This is a genomic window from Rhodoferax sp. ZS1R25, from assembly GCF_056521335.1.
In genome coordinates this window covers 770,985-790,538 of record NZ_JBWMAZ010000001.1, presented here as the reverse complement: position 1 = coordinate 790,538, position 19,554 = coordinate 770,985, and the positions used below count along the sequence as shown (strand labels likewise).

Here is a 19,554-nt window from a genome sequence, read left to right as displayed (position 1 = left end):
TGCAGCTTAGGCGGTGGCGGTGGGTTTGCGGCCGTAGTGTTGCACCAGCAGCGCCAGCGCGCCAGCCACCACGCCCCAGAACGCCGAGCCCACGCCAGCAATGACCACGCCACTGAGCGTGACCAGAAACGTGATGAGGGCGGCTTCGCGGTTGGCATCGTCCTTGAGCGCGGCGGTCAGTGCGCCACCAATGGTGCCCAACAGCGCCAGCCCCGCAATGGCGGCGACCAGCTCTTTGGGGAAGGCGGTCAGCACGCCGGTGATGGCGGCGCCAAACAGACCAATGACGATGTAGATGGCGCCGCAGGACACGGCCGCGGTGTAGCGCCGTGTGGGGTTGCTGTGCGCCTCGGGCCCCATGCAGATGGCGGCGGTGATGGCGCTGAGATTGATGGCAAAAGCGCCAAACGGCGCCAGCACCAACGTGGCCAGCCCGGTGAGCGTGATGACCTTGGAGATGGGAATGCCAGCGTCGCCGCCCTGGGCACGGCGGTCGGCATAGCCCGCGGCCTGGATGGCGGCCACGCCGGGCAGATTCTGCGAGGCCATGGTGACCACAAACAGGGGCAGCGACAAACTGATAAAGGCCGCTAGCGAGAAGCGGGGGCTGATGAAGACCGGCCATGTCAAGCCAAAAGTGATGTCAGCCCGCGTAAAGCCTGCGCCAGCAGCTACGAAAACAATAGCAACGAGCAGCGTGAGCGGCACTGCATAGCGTGGCAGGAACCGCTTGCCCAGCAAGTAGGTCACCACCATGGTGGCCACCAGCGGCAAGGCGGTTTGCGCAGCGCCAAAGCCCGACAGGCCAAAACGCGCCAGCACGCCGGCCAACAGCGCCGAGGCCAGCGCCAGCGGGATGCGGTTCATCACGCGCTCGAACCAGCCCGTGGCGCCCACCAGCGTGATCAGCAACGCGCACAGGATGAAGGCGCCCACGGCGTCGGCCATGCTAAAGCCGCCAGCCAGACCTGCCGAGGCCAGCACTGCCGCGCCGGGCGTGCTCCAGGCCACCATGACGGGCTTTTTGAGCCACAGCGAGGGCACCAGCGTGCACAAGCCCATGCCGATGCTCAGCGCCCACATCCACGAAGCGGTGATCTCCGGTGTGGCGCCAAAGGCCTGGGCCGCCTGGAAGACGATTGCCACCGAACTGGTGAAGCCCACCAGCACGGCGACAAAGCCGGCCGTGAAGGCCGAGAGACTCAGGTCTTTGAAAAATTGCATCAGGCTTCATCCGTTGGGGACAGAGCCGCAGATCTGTCCCCAATCGTTTTATATTTCGATTTTGGAACCCAACTCCACCACAGAGTTGTTCGGCAGGTTCAGGAAGTCTGCCGCGGCGCTGGCATTGTGGTGCATTTGCGCAAACAGCTTCTCGCGCCACGGCGCCATCCCCTCCCCCAGCGTGGGTACCACGGTGTCACGCGACAAGAAGTAGCTGGTGGTCATGGCATTCATGTCGCAGCCGCGGCCCTTGATCTGCGCCAGCGCCTTGGGCAGGTCGGGGTCGTTTTTAAAGCCATAGTGCACCACCACCTGCCAGCAGTCGTGACCCAGCGAGTCGATCTGCAGGCGCTTGTCCAGCCCGATCCAGGGCAGCTCGTGGTTCTTTACCGTAACAAACAGGTTGCTGGTGTGCAGCACCTTGTTGTGCTTAAGGTTGTGCAGCAGCGCGTTGGGCACCGTGCCCTTGTCGGCCGTCAAAAATACGGCCGTGCCTTCCACCCGGGCCGGCGGGCTCACGAAGACGGCTTCCAGAAAGCTCGGCAGGTCCAGCGCATCGGCCCGCAGCTTCTCGTTGAGCATGCGCCGGCCGTCCTTCCAGGTCATCATCAGCGTAAAGATGGCGCCGCCAATCATCAGCGGGAACCAGCCGCCGTCAAACAGTTTGAGCAAGTTGGAGGTCCAGAACGCGAAGTCCACCACGAAGAAAAAGCCGGTGGCTGCAATGCACAGCCACAGCGGGTACTTCCAGCCGTAGCGGATGACGTAGAAGGTGAGCACTGTGGTGATCAGCATGTCGGTACACACGGCAATGCCGTAGGCGGCGGCCAGGTTGCTCGACGATTTGAACATCACCACGGCCAGCACGATGGCCACAAACAGGCCCCAGTTCACAAACGGCAGGTAGACCTGCCCGGTGTCGCGTACGCTGGTGTGGTTGACCTGCAAGCGCGGCAGATAGCCCAACTGAATCACCTGCTTGGTGACCGAGAAGGCCCCCGAAATCAGCGCTTGCGAGGCAATCACTGTGGCCATGGTGGCCAGCCCCACCAGAGGCAGCAGCGCCCAGTCGGGCGCCATCAGAAAGAACGGGTTTTTGACCGCATCCGGGTTTTGCAGCAGCAGTGCGCCCTGGCCAAAGTAGTTCAGCGTCAGCGCGGGCATGACCACCGAGAACCAGGCCAGGCGAATCGGCCGTTTGCCAAAGTGGCCCATGTCGGCGTACAGCGCCTCGCCACCGGTCACGCAGAGCACCACGGCGCCCAGGATGATGAAGGTGGTGCCTGGGTTGTGCCAGATAAAGCTCAGGGCGTAGATGGGGCTGATGGCCCAGAGAATGGCCGGGTTCTCCAGGATGTGGCTCACGCCCAGCAAGGAGATGACCGCGAACCACACCACGGTGATGGGGCCAAAGAACTTGCCAATGCCGGCCGTGCCGCGCTTTTGCACAAAGAACAGGCCGAACAAAATCACCAGGGTCAACGGAATGACGTAGCGCTTGAACGCCGGCGAGATGACCTCCAGACCTTCCACCGCCGACAGCACCGAGATGGCCGGAGTGATGACGCCATCGCCATAGAACAGGCAGGTGCCGAAGATGCCGACGATAAGCAGCACGCGGCGCAACTCAGGCCGGTGCTTGACCGACTGCGACGCCAACGCCAGCATGGCCACCAGGCCGCCCTCGCCATGGTTGTCGGCCCGCAGCACCAGCACCACGTACTTGATGGAGACGATGACCGTGAGGGTCCAGAAGAAGATGGAAAGGATGCCGTAGACGTTGTCCGGGGTGAAAGGCACATGGCCGGAGCCAAACACTTCTTTCATGGCGTACAGCACGCTGGTGCCAATGTCGCCGTATACAACGCCGATGGCGCCCAGAGTGAGCGCCGCAAGAGACGATTTTGATGCTGACACAAATTGACCCGGCCGGCAGACGCCGCCGGGTTCCATTCCGTTGGGGATCGCTATTTTGCTCCCGGCGCCCCGAGCCGCAAGGACGCAATCACCAAATCCAGCGGATTTTCAGCGCATGTTGCAGCGCAGCAACTGGTATTCCAAAATGGGTTGACGCGCCTCAGTCGTAGCGCTCTGCATCGGGATCGGTGGCTTCCAGCTCGTAGCTGGCGGCCAACATGGCCAGGCGGCCAATCACCCCATACATGTAGAAGCGGTTGGGCGCACTGGCGCCGGGTTTGATACCGGGCTGAGGTAAGTGCGTACTCTCGGCGAACGCCAATGGCACGTAACTGGAGCCAGGCGCGCTGAGGTTTTCGTCTATGCCGCGCTCGGCATGCATGCGGTAGAAGCCGCCCACCACATAGCGGTCCATCAGGTAGACCACGGGCTCGGCCACGGCGTCGTTCACGCGCTCATTGGTCTGCACGCCTTCCTGCAAGATCAGCTCCAGCGGGTCGGGCGAGGCCTCCAGCCCGGCGCCCAGCTTGCGCAGTTTCGCGTCCAGGTCCTTGGTGTCGCGCACGGTCAGGATGGCGTTGCCGCTGGTGCGGTTGTCCGCCTTGATCACCAAGAAGGGCCGCTCCTTGATGCCGTATTCCTTGTACTTCTTCTTCACCTTGGTCAGCATCGCGTCCACACGCTGGTGCAGGGCCTCCAGCCCTTGGGGGGTGCGCAGGTCGGCCACTCCGTACTTGTCGAACATCGGGGTGATCAACCAGGAGTCCACGCCAATCAGCTTGCCAAAGCGCTTGGCCACCTCGTCGTAACACTTGAAGTGGGTGCTCTTGCGACGTGTCGTCCAGCTCGCGTGCAGTGGGGGCAACAGGTACTGCTCGTGCAGGTCTTCCAGAATGCCGGGCACGCCGGCACGCAGGTCGTTGTTCAGCAGGATGGTGCAGGGGTCAAAGTCCTTCACGCCCAGGCGGCCCTTGGTGCGGATCACGGGCTCCAGCGTGATGGATTCACCACCGGGCAACTCGATGGTGGTGCTTTTCTTGATGTCGGGGCTGATGGAGCCAATGCGCACATTGAGGCCCGCCATGTGGAAGATGCGGCGCAGCTGGGCCAGGTTGCTCAACTGGAAGGTGCTGCGGCCGTTGTTCTCCGGCACGATGAGCAGGTTGCGTGCCTCGGGGCAGATTTTCTCGATGGCGGCCTGTGCGGCCTGCACGGCCAGCGGCAGCATGGCGGGGGTCAGGTTGTTCCAGCCGCCGGGAAAAAAGTTGGTGTCTACCGGGGCCAGCTTGAAGCCGGCGTTGCGCACATCCACCGCGGTGTAGAAGGGCGGTGTGTGCTCCATCCACTCCAACCGGAACCAGCGCTCGATGGCAGGCATGGAGTCCAGAACCCGTTGCTCGAGTTCATTGATGGGGCCCGTCAGGGCGGTAACGAGGTGCGGAACCATACGGCGCTTTCAATAAGGATCACCCATTCTAGGGGTCGCCCCTAGGTGGTGAACCTTGGGCCAATTTCAAGGCCCAGCACCCATGCCAACCCGTATTTAAGTGCGCACTTCGCCCTCGCCCAGCACCACGTACTTCAGCGAGGTCAGCCCCTCAATGCCCACCGGCCCGCGGGCATGGAACTTGTCGGTGCTGATGCCGATTTCGGCGCCCAGGCCAAATTCGAACCCATCCGCAAAGCGCGTGCTGGTATTGACCATGACGCTGGCCGAGTCCACCTCGCGCAGGAAGCGCTGGGCGTGCACATGGTTGGTGGTGAGGATGGCGTCGGTGTGGTGGCTGCTGTACTGGTTGATGTGGGCAATGGCTTCATCCACCCCCGCCACCACCTTGACGCTGACGATGGGGGCGAGGTACTCCTCGTACCAATCTTGCTCGGTAGCGGGCACCAATTTCGCTCCTGAATTGCTAGCTGTTTGCGCAGCATTTACGGGGGCTAGCGGCAGATTTGACTTCAAAATAGCCAACGCCTCGGGGTCGCAGCGCATCTCCACACCCTTGGCGGCGTAGACCGCGCCGATCAACGGCAAAAATTCTGCAGCCGCACCGCGTGCCACCAGCAGGCCTTCGGCGGCGTTGCAGGGGCTGTATTTGTTGGTTTTGGCGTTGTCCGCCACTTTGACCGCCATCGCGATGTCGCAGGGGTCGTCCACATACACATGGCAGTTGCCATCCAGGTGCTTGATGACCGGCACCTTGGCGTCGCGGCTGATGCGCTCGATCAGGCCTTTGCCGCCGCGTGGAATGATCACGTCCACATACTGCGGCATGGTGATCAGCTGGCCCACCACCTCGCGGTCCGTGGTCTGCACCAGTTGCACCGCATCGGCCGGCAGGCCGCTTTCCAGCAGCGCCTGCTGCACCAGTCGGGCCAGCGCCTTGTTGGAGTCAATCGCCTCGGAACCGCCGCGCAGGATGCAGGCATTGCCGCTCTTGATCGACAGGCTGGCCGCCTCGATCGTCACATTGGGGCGGCTCTCGAAAATCATGCCGAACACACCGATGGGCACCCGCATCTGCCCCACGCGGATCCCGCTGGGCTGCTGCTTCATGCCGATGATTTCGCCAATCACGTCCGCCATCGCCGCCAGCTGCTCGCAGCCTTCGGCACAGGTCTCCAGCACCTTCGGGGTCAGCTTGAGCCGATCCACCATGGGTGCGGCCAGGCCGTTGGCAATGGCGCGCTCGATGTCCTTCGCGTTGTCCACCTGCAGCGCCTGTGTGTTCTCGCGCAGCAACCGCGCCAGCGCACGCAGCGCTGCATTTTTCATAGCAGCCGGCGCCTTGGCCATGAGGGCGGACGCCACTTTGGCCTGTGAACCGAGGGCGTGGGAGTATTCGGTGATGTTGGTCGCGTTCATGGGGGGGATTTTCGCAGATTGCTGATTTTCCAGCTGATGGCGCTCAACGCGCACGAACGTGGGCATTCCCACCTGCAGGCGCCGCCGCACACAGTCCACACAGCTGCAACGCCAGCCGGTGCAGCGACTGCCAGCCCGTGGTAGGCCAGTCCGGCTGCTTGAGGCCTTTGACAATGCCGTCCACCACGTGGGCGGATTGCAGCAGTTCGGCCAGTTTGGATTCGGAGAGCTTGGGCAGCACACGCTCGAATAGGCGCTCTTTCACGCCCCAGACGCGGTTCTCGCGCAGCGCCATGGGCAGGGGGCGGCCCTGGGCCATAGCGTCTTTCACGCGCTTGAGGGCGCGGATGTCTTCGGCCAGCGTGTAGTGCACCAGCACTTCGGCCTCGCCCTCGGCTTGCAAGCCATCCAGCATGCGCTGCACGCGGACGGCCTGGCCAGCCAACACGGCTTCGCTCAGCTTGAACACGTCGTAGCGCGCCACGTTGAGCACGGCGCTTTCCACCTGTTCCAGGGTCAGCACGCCGCCATGGGCATCGGCGGGGAATAGCAGGGCCAGCTTCTGGATTTCCTGGTGCGCGGCCAGCAGGTTGCCTTCCACGCGGTCGGCAAAAAACTGCAGCGTACGCTGGCCTTCTTCGCCGGCTTCCACGCGCTGGCCCTGCGCACCCAGGCGCTGGGCGATCCACTGTGGCAAGGCGCCGCGCTCCACCGGACTGACTTCCAGCGTAACGCCGTTGGCATCCAGCGCAGCAAACCACGCGGTGGACTTGGTCATCTTGTCCAGGCGCGGCAGCATGACGATGGTGAGCGTGGAGTCGTTGCCTTGGGCGCCTTCGGCCAGTTGTTGCAGCGCGACGCTACCGTCCTTACCCGGTTTGCCGCTGGGAATGCGGATTTCGACGATTTGTTTGTCGGCAAACAGGCTCAGCGAGCCGCCGGCGGCCAACACCTCGCTCCAGTCAAAGTGTGCACCGGCCACGGTGTGGGAGGTGCGCTCGGTATAGCCGTTGGCACGGGCGTTGGCGCGGATGGCGTCCAGTGCCTCTTGTTGCAGCAGCGGCTCATCCCCATGCAAGGTGTACAGGCTCTTGAGCCCGCGCTGCAGGTGGTTGCTGAGTTGATTCGCCGCGAGTTGCATAGGGGGCCAAGTTTAAGGCCCCAGCACTGAAACTCAGGCGGCCAGCCCCATCGCCTTGGCTTCAGGTGCCAACATGGCGCAGACCAAGTCTGTGGCGGCCTGGGCGGTTTGGCCGCCAAAGTCGCGCAACGGGTTGTACTCCGTCAGTTCCAGCGCCACAAAGTGTGGGTCGTGGCTGCAACCCGCCAGCACCTGCAGCGCATCGGCCAGGCGGATGCCCTGCTCCACTGGCGTTCCAGTACCGGGCGCGTCGCGCGGGTCCAGGCCGTCCAAGTCAAAGCTGATGCCCCAACCCGCGGTGCCGGCTTGCACCCGGCTGCGGGCTTCGTCGAAACTGGCGGCAAAGCCACGCTCCAGCACTTCGGGCATGAACATGACGCGCACACCCAGGCTATCGAGCAGCGCCTTCTCGGCTGGCTCATAGCTGCGCGCGCCGATGATGACCAGATGCTCAGGGCGCAGCTTGTAGCGCCAGCCAAACAGATCCGTCATGCCCGCCGAGCCATGGCCCAACAAGGCCGCCACCGGCATGCCGTGCGGGGCCTGGCTGTCCGAAGTCTCGGGCGTGTGGGCGTCCAAGTGTGCGTCGATCCAGACCAAGCCCAGCGCGCCCCGCGGGCGCAGGTGGTCGGCAACGGCGCTCCAGGTGCCCACCGCGCAGGAATGGTCACCGCCCAGCACCAATGGCTGCTGGTTCTGGCGCAGCACTTGGGCCACCGTGCCAGCCAGGCGTTCGGAGAAACCTTCGATGGCGTTCAAGCGGCTCGTGGCCAGCATGGGCTGGGCGGTCACCGTGTCACCCCAAGTGACGGTGCAGCCAGTGGCGGTGAGCGCGTTGGCAATGCCGTGCTCGCGCAGGGCAGCAGCGCCCCACTTGCAGCCGCCGTCACTGGCGCCCTCGCCCACCGCGGCGCCGATCAGGTGCAGAACGGAAGTGCTCATGCGGCTTTGCGCAGAGCGGGGCGTGCAGCAACAGCACAGGCAAAAAGATCTTTGGGGTCTGGCAAATCAGGCACCAGCTGCACCGTGCTGCCCACGCCCAATTTTTGCGACAAGGCATGCACATAACGCAGGGCCGACAGGTCTTCCAGTGCAAAGCCGACGGAATCAAACAGCGTGACCTGGGCAGCGTTGTCGCGGCCCACGGTGCTACCCGCCAGCACCTGCCAGAGGGGGTGCGTCGCAAAGTCGGCCGGCATCTGTTGTAGCTCGCCTTCGATACGGGTTTGCGGTTCGAACTCCACAAACACCTTGGCGTGGTTCAGGATGGCGGCCTGCAACTCGGTCTTGCCGGGGCAGTCGCCCCCCACGGCGTTCAGGTGCATGCCGGGCTCGACCATGTCGGCGCTCAGGATGGTGGCGTTGGTCTTGTCGGCCGTCACCGTGGTCACGATGTCGGCGCCGCGCACGGCTTCGCGCGTGGAGGCGCAGCGCACGATCGTGAGGCTGCCGGCGTCGGTGTAGGGGCGCAGGTTGGCCACCAGTTTGTCGGTGGCCTTGGGGTCCACGTCAAACACGCGCAGCGTGCTGATGCCCAGCTGAGTCATGAAGGCAATTGCCTGGAACTCGCTTTGCGAGCCATTGCCGATCAGGGCCATGGTCTTGCTCTCGGGCCGGGCCAGCACCTTGGCGGCCATGGCGGAGGTGGCCGCGGTGCGCAGCGCGGTGGTGATGGTCAGCTCGCTGAGCAACTCGGGGTAGCCGGTGGCCACATCGGCCAGCACACCAAAGGCCATCACGGTGGACAGGCCCTGCAACGGGTTCTTGGGGTGGCCGTTGACGTACTTGAACGCGTAGAGCGCGTTGTCCGACACGGGCATGAGCTCGATCACGCCGTTGGTGCTGTGGTTGGCGGTGCGGGGGGATTTGTCAAAGTCTTCCCAGCGCAGAAAGTCTTCGCGGATGGTCTGGGCCATCTCGGACATCATGGGGGCCAAGCCGTGCTGCAGCACCAGCTGCTGCATGTCGTGGACGTCGATATAGCGGGTCATGGGGTCTCTCCTCAGGTGGCCGGGAGAGGTGCGGAATCCGCAGGCCTCCATAGGCCCTGATGGCCGACCCGGTATGGGAGAAAGTTTAGGCTCGGAGTGCGCGCTGTAAGCGCCGAAGCGTCAGGCGCAAAGCACGCAAAAGTGCTGAATACAGACCAAGTTACTTCCGTTTCGGAAGCATCCGAAGACGGCTCAGCTCTCGTCGCGCACCATGAGCGGAAAGCCCGCGAATTCCTTGACCGTTTGCAGCTCGGTGCTGGTCACCACCTTGTCGATGCCCAGACCCACGTCGTCGATCCAGGTGTTGGTGAGGTCGCGGTAGTGCGCCAGGTCGCGGCAGGCCAGGCGCACCAGGTAGTCGTAGCGGCCGCTCACCAGGTGGCAGGCAATCACCTCGGGGCAGGCCACCATGGCCGCTTCAAAGCGCTGCACCGTGGCTTGGCGCTGGTCCTTGAGCGCGATCTCGGCAAACACCGACACATGCTCGCCCAGCGCCTTGCGCGCCAGCAGCGCACGGTAGCCGGCGATCAGGCCGTCGTCTTCGAGCCGGCGGATGCGGTTCAGCGTGGCGCGGGCCGAGAGGTTGACCACCTCGGACAGCGCCTGCGCACTCATGCGGCCGTCGCTTTGCAGCAGCTCCAGCAGGGTTTGGTCCACGCGGTCCAAGGCCATGGTTTCAGTCCAGGGTTTTGACCGCGGCAATGCGGCGCAGCAACTGCTGCACGATGTCGGACTGCATGTCGCGGTACAGCAGGCCTTCTTCGGCCTCCTTGGCCAGCACGGCAGATTCGTTGAAGCTGATGTCGCGCTGCTGGATGATCTCGGTGTCCTCGATCAGATCGCGCCCCTGGGGCGTGCGCATGCGAAATTTCAGGCGAATGCGCAGCTGGAACTCCCGCACCTGGCCCGAGGCGTTGACGCCCACCACCGTCTTTTCACGCAGCTCCTGCAGGATGTCCACAATCACCTGCGGCGGCTGGCCACCGGCCGGTGGCGTCACCGGGCGCACGGCATCGCCCAAGTAGCGGATCAATTCCGACGCCACGGCGCCGCCACGCTCGGGCGTGACGGCGATGGTCTCAAAGGCAAAGGTCTGCTTGCCACGCAACTTGAAGCCGCAGCTGGCCAGCAGGGCCGCTACGGGCAAGGCAAACAGGTGGCGGCGTTGCATCACAGGCTTACACCACCACGTTGACCAAGCGGCCGGGCACCACGATGACCTTTTTGGCGGGTGCACCTGCCGCGTGGCTCAAAAAGGCCTCGCTGGCCAGAGCGGCCGCCTCAATGGCTTCCTTGCTGGCGCCAGCAGGCACGCGCACCGCGCCGCGCAGCTTGCCGTTGACCTGCAACACCAGTTCGATCTCGTCCTGCACCAGGGCCGAGGCATCTACCTGCGGCCAGGGCGCATCCAGCAAATCACCCAGTGTGCTGGCGTAGCCCAGCTCGGACCATAGCGTGTGCGCCAGGTGCGGCGTGGCGGGGTACAGCACACGCAGCAGGATACCGAAGCCTTCGATCAGCGCTACCTGTGCGCCCGCGCTGTCCAGGGCCTTGAAACCCTCCAGCGCGTTGATCATCTTCATGGTGCCGGACACCACGGTGTTGTACTGCATGCGCTGGTAGTCAAAGTCCACCTGCTTGAGCACGGTGTGCATTTCCAGGCGCAGCGCCTTGGCTTCCTTGCCGAATTCAACGTCTTTCAGGCTGCTGGCCCCCGTCGCACTTGCGCTAGCAGCTACCAAATCCATAGCAGACAGTTTGTAGCCAAAGTTCCAGACACGGCGCAAGAAGCGGTAGCTGCCCTCCACCGCAGCGTCGTTCCACTCCAGCGTGGCCTCGGGCGGCGCGGTGAACATGGTGTAGATACGGGCCGTGTCAGCGCCGTACTTGGCAATCAGCGCCTGCGGGTCCACACCGTTGTTCTTGGACTTGGACATGGTGCCCACGCCTTCGTAATCGATGGCGGTGCCCACGGGCAGCAGGCCGTCGGCGCTGTCCACGTCCTTGATGAGCTTGGCGCCCACCACCTTGCCAGCGGCGTCCAGCACATGCTCCACGTCATGCGGCCAGAAGTATTCCTTGCCACCCTTGGCGGTGCGGCGGCTGTAGATGTGGTTCAGCACCATGCCCTGCGTCAGCAGCTTGGTGAACGGTTCGTCCACCTTCACCAGGCCCAGGTCGCGCATCACCTTGGTCCAGAAGCGGGCGTATAGCAAATGCAGGATGGCGTGCTCAATGCCGCCGATGTACTGGTCCATGCCACTGCCACCGGTGGCCAAGTTCTGGTCGCGCATCCAGTAGTCGGTGCCGCCGGCCACCATGGCCTCTGCGTTCTTGGGATCGCAATAGCGCATGAAGTACCAGCTGGAATCCACAAAGGTGTCCATGGTGTCGGTCTCGCGCCGCGCGGCCTTGCCGCACACGGGGCAGACCACGCCGGCGTGGAAGCCTTCGTGCTTGTGCAGCGGGTTGCCCGAACCATCGGGCACGCAGTCCTGCGGCAGCACCACGGGCAGGTCTTGCTCGGGCACGGGCACGGCGCCATGCTCGTCGCAATGGATGATGGGGATGGGCGTGCCCCAGTAGCGCTGGCGGCTCACACCCCAGTCACGCAGGCGCCAGGTGGTTTTCTTCTCGCCCAGACCCTTGGCGCCGAGGTCCGCAGCCACAGCGTCCACGGCCGCCTTGTAGGCCAGGCCGTCGTACTTACCGGAGTTCACGGTCAGGCCGCGCTGCTTGTCGCCGTACGAGTCCGCCCAGGAGGTGGACGAGAAAGTCTCGCCCTCCACCGCCACCACCTGCTTGATCTCAATGCCGTACTTCAGCGCAAACGCGAAGTCGCGCTCGTCGTGCGCCGGCACACCCATCACGGCGCCGTCGCCATAGCCCATGAGCACGTAGTTGCCCACCCACACAGGCACTTGCGCACCGGTCAGCGGATGCGTCACGGACAGGCCCGTGGGCTGGCCCTTTTTCTCCTGCGTGGCCAGCTCGGCCTCGGTGGTGCCACCGTGCTTGCACTCTTCAATGAAGGCGGCCAGGGCAGCGTTACCCACCGCCGCGTGGGCAGCCAACGGGTGCTCGGGCGCCACTGCGCAAAAGGTCACACCCATGATGGTGTCGGCCCGTGTGGTGAACACATACATGCGGCCGTCGCCAATCAGCGCACCGCTTGCGTCCTGGATGTCATGCGGGAACGCAAAGCGTACACCTTCGCTCTTGCCAATCCAGTTTTCCTGCATCAGGCGCACGCGGTCGGGCCAGCCGTTCAACGTGGCTTTCTCATTGCCCATCTGCACATGGTCCAGCAACTCTTGCGCGTAGTCAGTGATCTTCAGGTAGTAGCCGGGGATCTCGCGCTTCTCTACTACCGCGCCGGTGCGCCAGCCCTTGCCGTCAATCACCTGCTCGTTGGCCAGCACGGTCTGGTCCACCGGGTCCCAGTTCACCACCTGGGTCTTGCGGTAGGCAATGCCTTTTTCCAGCATCTTCAGGAACAGCCACTGGTTCCACTTGTAATACTGCGGGTCGCAGGTGGCGACCTCACGGCTCCAGTCGATCGCCAGGCCCATGGCCTGCATCTGGCCCTTCATGTAGGCAATGTTCTCGTAGGTCCACTTCGCGGGTGGCACTTTGTTTTTCAGCGCGGCGTTCTCCGCTGGCAAACCAAACGCGTCCCAGCCCATGGGCATGAGCACGTTGTAGCCGTTCATGCGCAGGTAGCGCGTGAGCATGTCGTTGATGGTGTAGTTGCGCACATGGCCCATGTGCAGCTTGCCGCTGGGGTAGGGCAGCATGGAGCAGGCGTAGAACTTCTTCTTGCCCTCGTCCTCGGTCACGCGGTAGGCGTTCTGGCCGTTCCACAGGGGTTGCGACCAATGGTCTTGGGCCGATTTTTCTACGTCGAGGTGCTGGTACTTGTCTTGCATGGGTGGGTGGGCAGCACAGGCGCTGCCAGAGGAGAAGCTGGGAGGATTTTAGGCGCTGCGCCGCGGCGCTCAGTTACCGGCAGGTGCGGGGGTACCGGGTGATTCGGGCTCGGCAACAAAACCGATGCGGTTCAGCCCCGCCTTTTGCGCCAGACCCATGACCTCCACCACCCGGCCGTAGGGCACGGTGGTGTCGGCGCGCAGCTGCACTTCCGTCAAGGGGTTTTGGGTGGCCGCCGTTTGAAAAGCCTGGGCCAGCACACCAGGGGGTGTGGGTTGGTCAGCCAAAAAAATCTGCCCGGTTTTGTCAATCGCGACGGACAAGTATTTGGGCGCATCCGCCGCCTGCGCGCCCTCAGCCTGCGGCAGGTCCACCTTCACCGCGCTCACCAACAGCGGAGCGGTGATGATGAAGATCACCAGCAACACCAACATCACGTCAATCAACGGCGTCATGTTGATCTCGCTCATGGGTTGCGCGCTGGGGGTGCGCTCCAAGCGGCCGAAACTCATGGCTGCGACGTCAGCAGCAATTCGCGCAGGTCGCGTGCAAAGCCTTCCAGGTCGGCCTCGATGCGCCCGATGATGCGGCCCAGAATGTTGTAGCCCAGCACGGCCGGAATCGCCACCGCCAGGCCCGCGGCGGTCATGATCAGGGCCTCGCCCACGGGGCCAGAAATCTTGTCGATGCTGATCTGGCCCGCGCCGGCAATGCCAATCAGTGCGTGGTAGATGCCCCACACGGTGCCCAGTAGCCCGACAAACGGGGCAATGGAGCCCACGGTGGCCAGCAGCACCTGACCAGCCTGCAGTCGGTGCAGCACGCTATGCAGCGCATCGCGCAGCACACGCGTGAGCTGCTGCGATCGGTCGCCACTGGCGGCCAAGGTTCCCTGGTTGGGCACCTGGGTCGCGTCCACCAGCGGGGCGACCAAGGACTCGCGGTCAAAGTTGCGCACAGCCTGCTGCGCTTGCACCCAATCCCGGGCTTGCCAGAACGCCGCCGTGCTGCGCGCCACATCGGCCAGCGCACGCTGCAGCAGCCAACCCTTCCAGAGAATCACCACCCAGCTGCACACCGACATGGCCAGCAGCAACACGGACACCGCACTGCTCACGGCATCGCCCTTGAACAGCAAGTCGACTACGCTCATTTCAGATTGAGCACGTCAAACATGTCGAACAGACCTGCCTTGCGCCCGGCCAGAAAGCGCGCTGCGCGCAGGCTACCCTGGGCGTAAGTGGCGCGGCTGGACGACTTGTGGCTGATCTCAATGCGTTCACCGGTGCCAGCAAACAACACGGTGTGGTCGCCCACAATGTCGCCACCGCGGATGGTGGCAAAGCCGATGCTGGAAGGGTCACGCTCGCCGGTCACGCCATAGCGCTCGTAGACGGCGCAATCCTTCAGGTCGCGCCCCAGAGCGCCAGCAATCACCTCCCCCATCTTCAAGGCCGTACCAGAGGGGGCATCCACCTTGTGCCGATGGTGGGCTTCAACGATTTCGATGTCATAGCCCGTGGACAGCGCCTTGGCCGCCATTTCCAGCAGCTTGAGGGTGACGTTCACGCCCACGCTCATGTTGGGCGCCATCATGATGGCGATGTCTTTGGACGCTTCGGTGATCTCGGCCTTTTGCGCATCGGTGAACCCTGTGGTGCCAATGACTGCCGACACACCGAGTTCGCGACAGACACGCAGGTGCGCCAGCGTGCCTTCGGGGCGGGTGAAGTCGATCAGCACGTCACAGCCCTTGAGGCCTTGTTGCAAGTCCGAGGTGATCAATACACCCGTGGATTGGCCGCCGAACGCACCCGCATCCTGGCCCAGTGCCGGGCTGCCGGCAATGTCCAGCGCGCCGCCCAGGCGGCAGTCGTCGGCCGCACGCACGGCCTCAATCAACATCTGGCCCATGCGGCCGGAAGCGCCAGCAATGGCGATGGTATGGGTCATGTCCCTGTCCTGTGGTGGAAAATCAGGGCCCGGCAGCGGGCTCCAGTGGGGGGTAAACAGTGGCTGTGCCACCCGCGGCCGCGGCCGGGTTGTCGGTCTTGGCAGGCGCGGGGAATTTGCTGAGGTTTTCTTCCGACGCCGTCAGCGCGGGCAGCGGGCCCTTGATGGGGGTGGACTTCAGCGTGGCCACGAATTCGGATTCGCTCGGCAGCTCGTCGGCCTCTACGCGTTCCAGAGCATCACCTTTGAAGAAGACGGTGACACGGCGCGCCTGCGGCTCGGCGCCCTGGCGCTTGAGCGTGAACACGTAGTCCCAGCGCTCGGCATGGAACACACTCGTTAGCAGCGAGGTGCCCAACACATCCTGCACCATGGCGCGCGGCATGCCGGGGCGCAGCACGGCCACCTGCTCACGCGTGACCACATTGCCTTGCACGATATCAATCTTGTAGGGCGAGATGGCCTGCACGGCCTTGTTGCCCGCACCACTGAGGGAGCCACACCCGGTCAAGGCCAGCAGGATCAGGGCGACCCAAGAAGAAGCGACACCGCGGCACAGGTTATGGAGCATGGAAAGTAAGGGGCGATATGATCGTGCGATTGTAGCGGTTGGCCCTTGCCAGCCGGACTGGCCCCAGCGCTGGAAAGATGCCCATGAGCAACATCGATGAACTGAAAAATACGGGACTGAAAGCGACCGTACCGCGCCTGAAAATTCTGGAAGTCTTCCAGCGTGGCACGCAACGCCACATGACGGCCGAAGACGTGTTCCGCGTGCTGCTGCAAGAGCGTTCGGATGTGGGCCTGGCCACCGTTTACCGCGTACTGACCCAGTTTGAGCAGGCCAGCATTCTGAGCCGCAGCCATTTCGAGAGCGGCAAGGCGGTGTATGAGCTCAACGAAGGCCAGCACCATGACCATTTGGTGTGTCTGGATTGCGGCAAGGTGGAAGAGTTTTACGACGCCGAAATTGAAAAACGCCAGCATGCAGTGGCCAAGGCCAAGGGCTTCACGATTGCCGACCACGCACTGAGTCTGTACGCCACCTGCATCAAGGACCAGTGCCCCAACCGCAAGTCCTGAGGACCTGCCGCGCGGCCTAGCCGCCCTGGAGCATCGCCTTGCGGTGGCGCTCCACAAACTCCTGGTAGGTATCGATGCCGCGCAGTTGCAGAATGGTATTGCGCACAGCCGCCTCCACCAGCACGGCGATGTTGCGGCCCGCCACCACCTGAATCACCACCTTGCGCACCGGAATGCCCAGCACATCTTGGGTCAGTGGCTCGTAGGGAATACGTTCGTATTCGCGCTCCAGCGTCTCGCGGCGCACCAGGTGCACGATGAGCTTGAGGCGCATCTTGCGGCGCACCGCGGTTTCACCAAAAATGCCGCGGATATCGAGCAAACCAATACCGCGCACTTCCAGCAGGTTTTGCAGCAGTTCTGGGCAGCGCCCCTCGATCGTCGTCTGGTTGATGCGGTACAGGTCCACCGCGTCGTCGGCCACCAGGCCGTTGCCACGCGAAATCAGCTCCAGGCCCAGTTCGCTCTTGCCCAGGCCAGACTCGCCCGTGATCAGCACGCCCAGGCCCAGAATGTCCATGAACACACCGTGCATAGACATGCGTTCAGCAAAGTGTTTGGACAGGTAGGCGCGCAGCACGTCGATCACAAAGGCCGATGACTCCTTGGTGGCGAACATGGGGATCTGCGCGCGCTCGCACATGGACAACAGCGCTTGGGGCGCGGCCTGACCGTCGGCCAGCACCAGCACTGGCGGCTCCAACGTCACGATGCGCGCGATACGGCGGGCGCAGTCTTCGGGCGTGGCATTGGTGATGTAACGAATTTCCCGCTCGCCCAAAATCTGGACACGGTAGGGGTGAATGTAGTTGAGGTAGCCGACCAGATCGGCACCGGAGCGGGCCGCGCTGATGGCCACTTCGTCAAACCTGCGCTCGGAAGCCCCCAAGCCAGCCACCCATTCCCAGCGCAAATGGCCCCGAAACTCCTCAAACAGAGCGTCGGCGCTGACCGCGGTGGGTTTCAAGGGCGTGGCCTCGGAAGAAAAATCAGGCCGCGCGGGCCGACTGCCAGCCGGAAATCAGGCCATACAGCAGGCCGCTGTCTGCGCAACTGGTGATTTGCTCGCGCAACACGGCGTCGCTGAGCAATTCGGCAATTTCGGACAGGATTTCCAGGTGTTTTTGGGTCGCCGCTTCGGGCACCAGCAGGAAAATCAGCAAACTGACCGGAATATCGTCCGGGGCGTCAAAACCAATAGGGCTGGCCAGCTGGAACACCGCGGCCATGGGGGCCTTGAGACCCTTGATACGCCCGTGGGGGATGGCCACACCATGGCCCAAACCGGTAGAACCCAGCCGCTCCCGGGAGAACAGACTGTCGGTAACCAGCGCACGGCTGAGGCCGTGCAGATTCTCGAAAAGCAGGCCTGCCTCTTCGAAAGCCCGTTTCTTGCTGGTGACGTCGACTTGCGCAAGCACTTGCGAAGCGGAAAGGATGGACGCGAGTCGGTTCATGGTGTGAGACGAATTATGCACACAAAAAAACCGCCCTTGAAAGGGCGGTTTTTGGGTGGCAGTCCCTAGCGCTTTGGGACTGCGTCAGGCCTTACATCAAACGCTTGGGGGCCTCGTGGTGGTGGTTTTGCAAGCGATCCTTGTGGCGGACCACTTGGCGATCCAGCTTGTCGACGAGTTCGTCAACTGCGGCATACAAATCCTCGTGGGCACTTTCAGCAAACATGTCGCTGCCCTTGACGTGGATGTTGCATTCGGCACGTTGCCGTCGCTCCTTTTCCTTTTGCTTCTCAACGGTGAGTAGAACCTTGACATCTACCACTTGATCAAAGTGCCGCATGATGCGATCGAGCTTGGTCGTGACATAACTACGCAGGGCCGGGGTAACTTCAAGGTGGTGACCGCTGATCGTCAAATTCATAAATAGCCTCCAGTTGCTCTCAGGGTTGACAAAGCCTTCCATTGGGGAATGGTCGGCACACGAAAAGCGGAATCTAAATGCGGTCTCTTGAGAAAGACTATGCGCCCGAATCTGACCGAATGCAACGCATTTTTGTAATGCGATGCAACATCAAAAGGTCATTATTTGACCGCCGCCATGGCGGGCTTCAGGTTCAGGCGGCTGCCCAGCACAACCGCCAGGAGGCTGGCGGCTCCGCCCACAACGGCGGCCATCCAGTAGTGCTGGACCAGGCCGGCGGCATCGCGGCTGATGATGGCACCGCCCACCAGCGCAGCCACGCCCATGGCGGCGGACTGGACCGCTGAATTCAGGGTCATGAAGGTGCCCCGCAGCGCCGGGTTGGCGGCCGAGGTGAGCATGGCCATACCCGGAATCATGCGCCCGCTCATGCAGACAAAAAACAGGGTGGACACAGGCAAGGCCCAGCCCAGACCCACAGGTCCGAGCAAAGTGGTGGCCAGCATAGGCACCACCACCGCCACCGCCATGACGCGGAAGGTCTTGAACTTGCCCCAGCTGTCGGCTACACGGCCCACCCAGCGTGCCGAGACCAGGGTGGCCACGCCGCCGCAGAGGTAAATGTAGGGAATCTGGTCGGCATGCAGGCCCACATTGGTCTGCATGTAGATGGTGATGTACGGAATCACCGTGAACCCGGCAAACATCAACAGCGCAGAGAACATGAAGGCGCGCTGGTGGTTGGCATCCTGCAACGCCTCGCGGATGCGGCTCCACGACGAGGCGGGTGCATGCAAGGACAGATGGGCATTGAGCACCGGCATGGACAGCTGCGCAAACACCATGAGCAACACACACATGGCCGCGATGCCAAAAAATGGTACGTGCCAGCCCAGGTGCGCCGCCAGGAACAGGCCCAACGGCACCCCGGCCACGGTGGACACGGAGAACGAGGTCATCACAATGCCCATGGCACGGCCACGCCGCTCAAAGGGGATCACGTCGCCAATGATGGTCTGGCCCAAGGCGGACAGCACACCGCCAAAAATGCCGGCGCTGATGCGCGCAGCCATCAACTCGCCATAGGTGGAGGCCAGTCCGCAAGCCAGCGTGGAAAGCGCAAACAGGCCGTACAGCACCAGCATCAAGCGCTTGCGGCCAAACCGGTCGATATAGGTGGACGCGGCCAAGCCAGAGACGCCGCCGGCCAAGGTATAGGCCGAGACCAGCAGGCCAAATTTCGCATCGCTGATGCCAAACAGCTGGGTCAGAGCGGGGCCCAGCGGCATCATGATCATGAAGTCCAGGATGTTGGTGAACTGGATACCGGCCAGGGTGATCAGAAGCCAGAGTTCACGGCGGGGAGTCAAGGCGATGGGCATGGGGTGAAAGCAAAGTGGGCGGCGGCAAAGCCAGCCGAGCACTCTATCACTGCCCCGACGGTGCGATAATTTCAGCATCGCAACATTTGGAGAGCGCTCCTTGGAAACCTACCCCAGTCGGTAGCTTTCAACTCCCACCACTGCAACGGGGTTGAAAGCACTACAGCCCTTTTGCAGACACCACCACCT

Annotated in this window: 19 protein-coding genes; 1 reads left to right on the top strand and 18 read right to left on the bottom strand. The window is 63.1% G+C overall.

Annotated elements, in window-relative coordinates; translation table 11 throughout:
• Positions 1-6: 6 nt before the first annotated feature.
• The 14 genes from AC097R_RS03650 to AC097R_RS03585 form a co-directional block, all read right to left on the bottom strand.
• Positions 7-1,224, bottom strand: a complete 1,218-nt coding sequence (locus tag AC097R_RS03650) for a benzoate/H(+) symporter BenE family transporter (protein ID WP_479596237.1) — start codon at positions 1,222-1,224, stop codon at positions 7-9.
• Positions 1,225-1,272: 48 nt separating this feature from the next.
• Complete coding sequence (locus AC097R_RS03645) at positions 1,273-3,141, bottom strand: potassium transporter Kup (RefSeq protein WP_479596236.1); 1,869 nt, start codon at positions 3,139-3,141, stop codon at positions 1,273-1,275.
• Positions 3,142-3,301: 160 nt separating this feature from the next.
• Positions 3,302-4,588 (bottom strand): glutamate--cysteine ligase, encoded by a 1,287-nt coding sequence (gene gshA, locus AC097R_RS03640; protein ID WP_479596235.1) that lies wholly within the window; start codon positions 4,586-4,588, stop codon positions 3,302-3,304.
• A gap of 96 nt (positions 4,589-4,684) precedes the next feature.
• On the bottom strand, positions 4,685-6,073 hold the full coding sequence (locus tag AC097R_RS03635; RefSeq protein WP_479596234.1) for a glutamate-5-semialdehyde dehydrogenase: 1,389 nt from the start codon (positions 6,071-6,073) through the stop codon (positions 4,685-4,687).
• Complete coding sequence (holA, locus tag AC097R_RS03630; protein ID WP_479596233.1) at positions 6,051-7,148, bottom strand: DNA polymerase III subunit delta; 1,098 nt, start codon at positions 7,146-7,148, stop codon at positions 6,051-6,053. Before holA ends, AC097R_RS03635 begins: the two co-directional genes overlap by 23 nt.
• A gap of 33 nt (positions 7,149-7,181) precedes the next feature.
• Positions 7,182-8,090 (bottom strand): arginase, encoded by a 909-nt coding sequence (locus AC097R_RS03625; RefSeq protein WP_479596232.1) that lies wholly within the window; start codon positions 8,088-8,090, stop codon positions 7,182-7,184.
• Positions 8,087-9,139, bottom strand: coding sequence for an ornithine cyclodeaminase (locus AC097R_RS03620; protein ID WP_479596231.1), 1,053 nt, complete (start codon positions 9,137-9,139; stop codon positions 8,087-8,089). Before AC097R_RS03620 ends, AC097R_RS03625 begins: the two co-directional genes overlap by 4 nt.
• A 192-nt stretch (positions 9,140-9,331) precedes the next feature.
• Positions 9,332-9,811, bottom strand: coding sequence for an Lrp/AsnC family transcriptional regulator (locus AC097R_RS03615; RefSeq protein WP_479596230.1), 480 nt, complete (start codon positions 9,809-9,811; stop codon positions 9,332-9,334).
• 4 nt (positions 9,812-9,815) lie between these two features.
• A complete protein-coding gene (locus AC097R_RS03610) occupies positions 9,816-10,310 on the bottom strand; it encodes an LPS-assembly lipoprotein LptE (protein WP_479596229.1) in 495 nt (164 codons plus the stop codon).
• 7 nt (positions 10,311-10,317) lie between these two features.
• Positions 10,318-13,068: a leucine--tRNA ligase gene (leuS, locus tag AC097R_RS03605; RefSeq protein ID WP_479596228.1), complete on the bottom strand. Its 2,751-nt coding sequence runs from the start codon at positions 13,066-13,068 to the stop codon at positions 10,318-10,320.
• Positions 13,069-13,137: 69 nt separating this feature from the next.
• Positions 13,138-13,581, bottom strand: coding sequence for an ExbD/TolR family protein (locus AC097R_RS03600; RefSeq protein ID WP_479596227.1), 444 nt, complete (start codon positions 13,579-13,581; stop codon positions 13,138-13,140).
• Complete coding sequence (locus tag AC097R_RS03595) at positions 13,578-14,222, bottom strand: MotA/TolQ/ExbB proton channel family protein (protein ID WP_479596226.1); 645 nt, start codon at positions 14,220-14,222, stop codon at positions 13,578-13,580. Before AC097R_RS03595 ends, AC097R_RS03600 begins: the two co-directional genes overlap by 4 nt.
• Positions 14,219-15,022, bottom strand: coding sequence for a 4-hydroxy-tetrahydrodipicolinate reductase (gene dapB / locus AC097R_RS03590; RefSeq protein ID WP_479596225.1), 804 nt, complete (start codon positions 15,020-15,022; stop codon positions 14,219-14,221). The genes AC097R_RS03595 and dapB overlap by 4 nt, the downstream gene beginning before the upstream one ends.
• Positions 15,023-15,044: 22 nt before the next feature.
• On the bottom strand, positions 15,045-15,593 hold the full coding sequence (locus AC097R_RS03585) for an outer membrane protein assembly factor BamE (RefSeq protein ID WP_479596224.1): 549 nt from the start codon (positions 15,591-15,593) through the stop codon (positions 15,045-15,047).
• An 83-nt stretch (positions 15,594-15,676) separates the two neighbouring features.
• Between AC097R_RS03585 and fur the strand changes: the two genes are divergently transcribed.
• On the top strand, positions 15,677-16,105 hold the full coding sequence (gene fur, locus AC097R_RS03580) for a ferric iron uptake transcriptional regulator (RefSeq protein WP_479596223.1): 429 nt from the start codon (positions 15,677-15,679) through the stop codon (positions 16,103-16,105).
• A gap of 16 nt (positions 16,106-16,121) precedes the next feature.
• Here the strand turns inward: fur and hprK are convergent, their stop codons facing one another.
• The 4 genes from hprK to AC097R_RS03560 all read right to left on the bottom strand — a co-directional run bounded on the left by hprK (position 16,122) and on the right by AC097R_RS03560 (position 19,365).
• Positions 16,122-17,072, bottom strand: coding sequence for an HPr(Ser) kinase/phosphatase (gene hprK, locus AC097R_RS03575; RefSeq protein ID WP_479596222.1), 951 nt, complete (start codon positions 17,070-17,072; stop codon positions 16,122-16,124).
• A 22-nt stretch (positions 17,073-17,094) separates the two neighbouring features.
• Complete coding sequence (locus AC097R_RS03570; protein WP_479596221.1) at positions 17,095-17,562, bottom strand: PTS sugar transporter subunit IIA; 468 nt, start codon at positions 17,560-17,562, stop codon at positions 17,095-17,097.
• A gap of 91 nt (positions 17,563-17,653) precedes the next feature.
• A complete protein-coding gene (gene hpf, locus AC097R_RS03565) occupies positions 17,654-17,983 on the bottom strand; it encodes a ribosome hibernation-promoting factor, HPF/YfiA family (RefSeq protein WP_296472434.1) in 330 nt (109 codons plus the stop codon).
• Positions 17,984-18,144: 161 nt separating this feature from the next.
• Positions 18,145-19,365 carry an MFS transporter gene (locus AC097R_RS03560; protein ID WP_479596220.1) on the bottom strand — a complete coding sequence of 407 codons (1,221 nt, stop codon included), beginning with the start codon at positions 19,363-19,365 and terminating at the stop codon, positions 18,145-18,147.
• Positions 19,366-19,554: the final 189 nt, after the last annotated feature.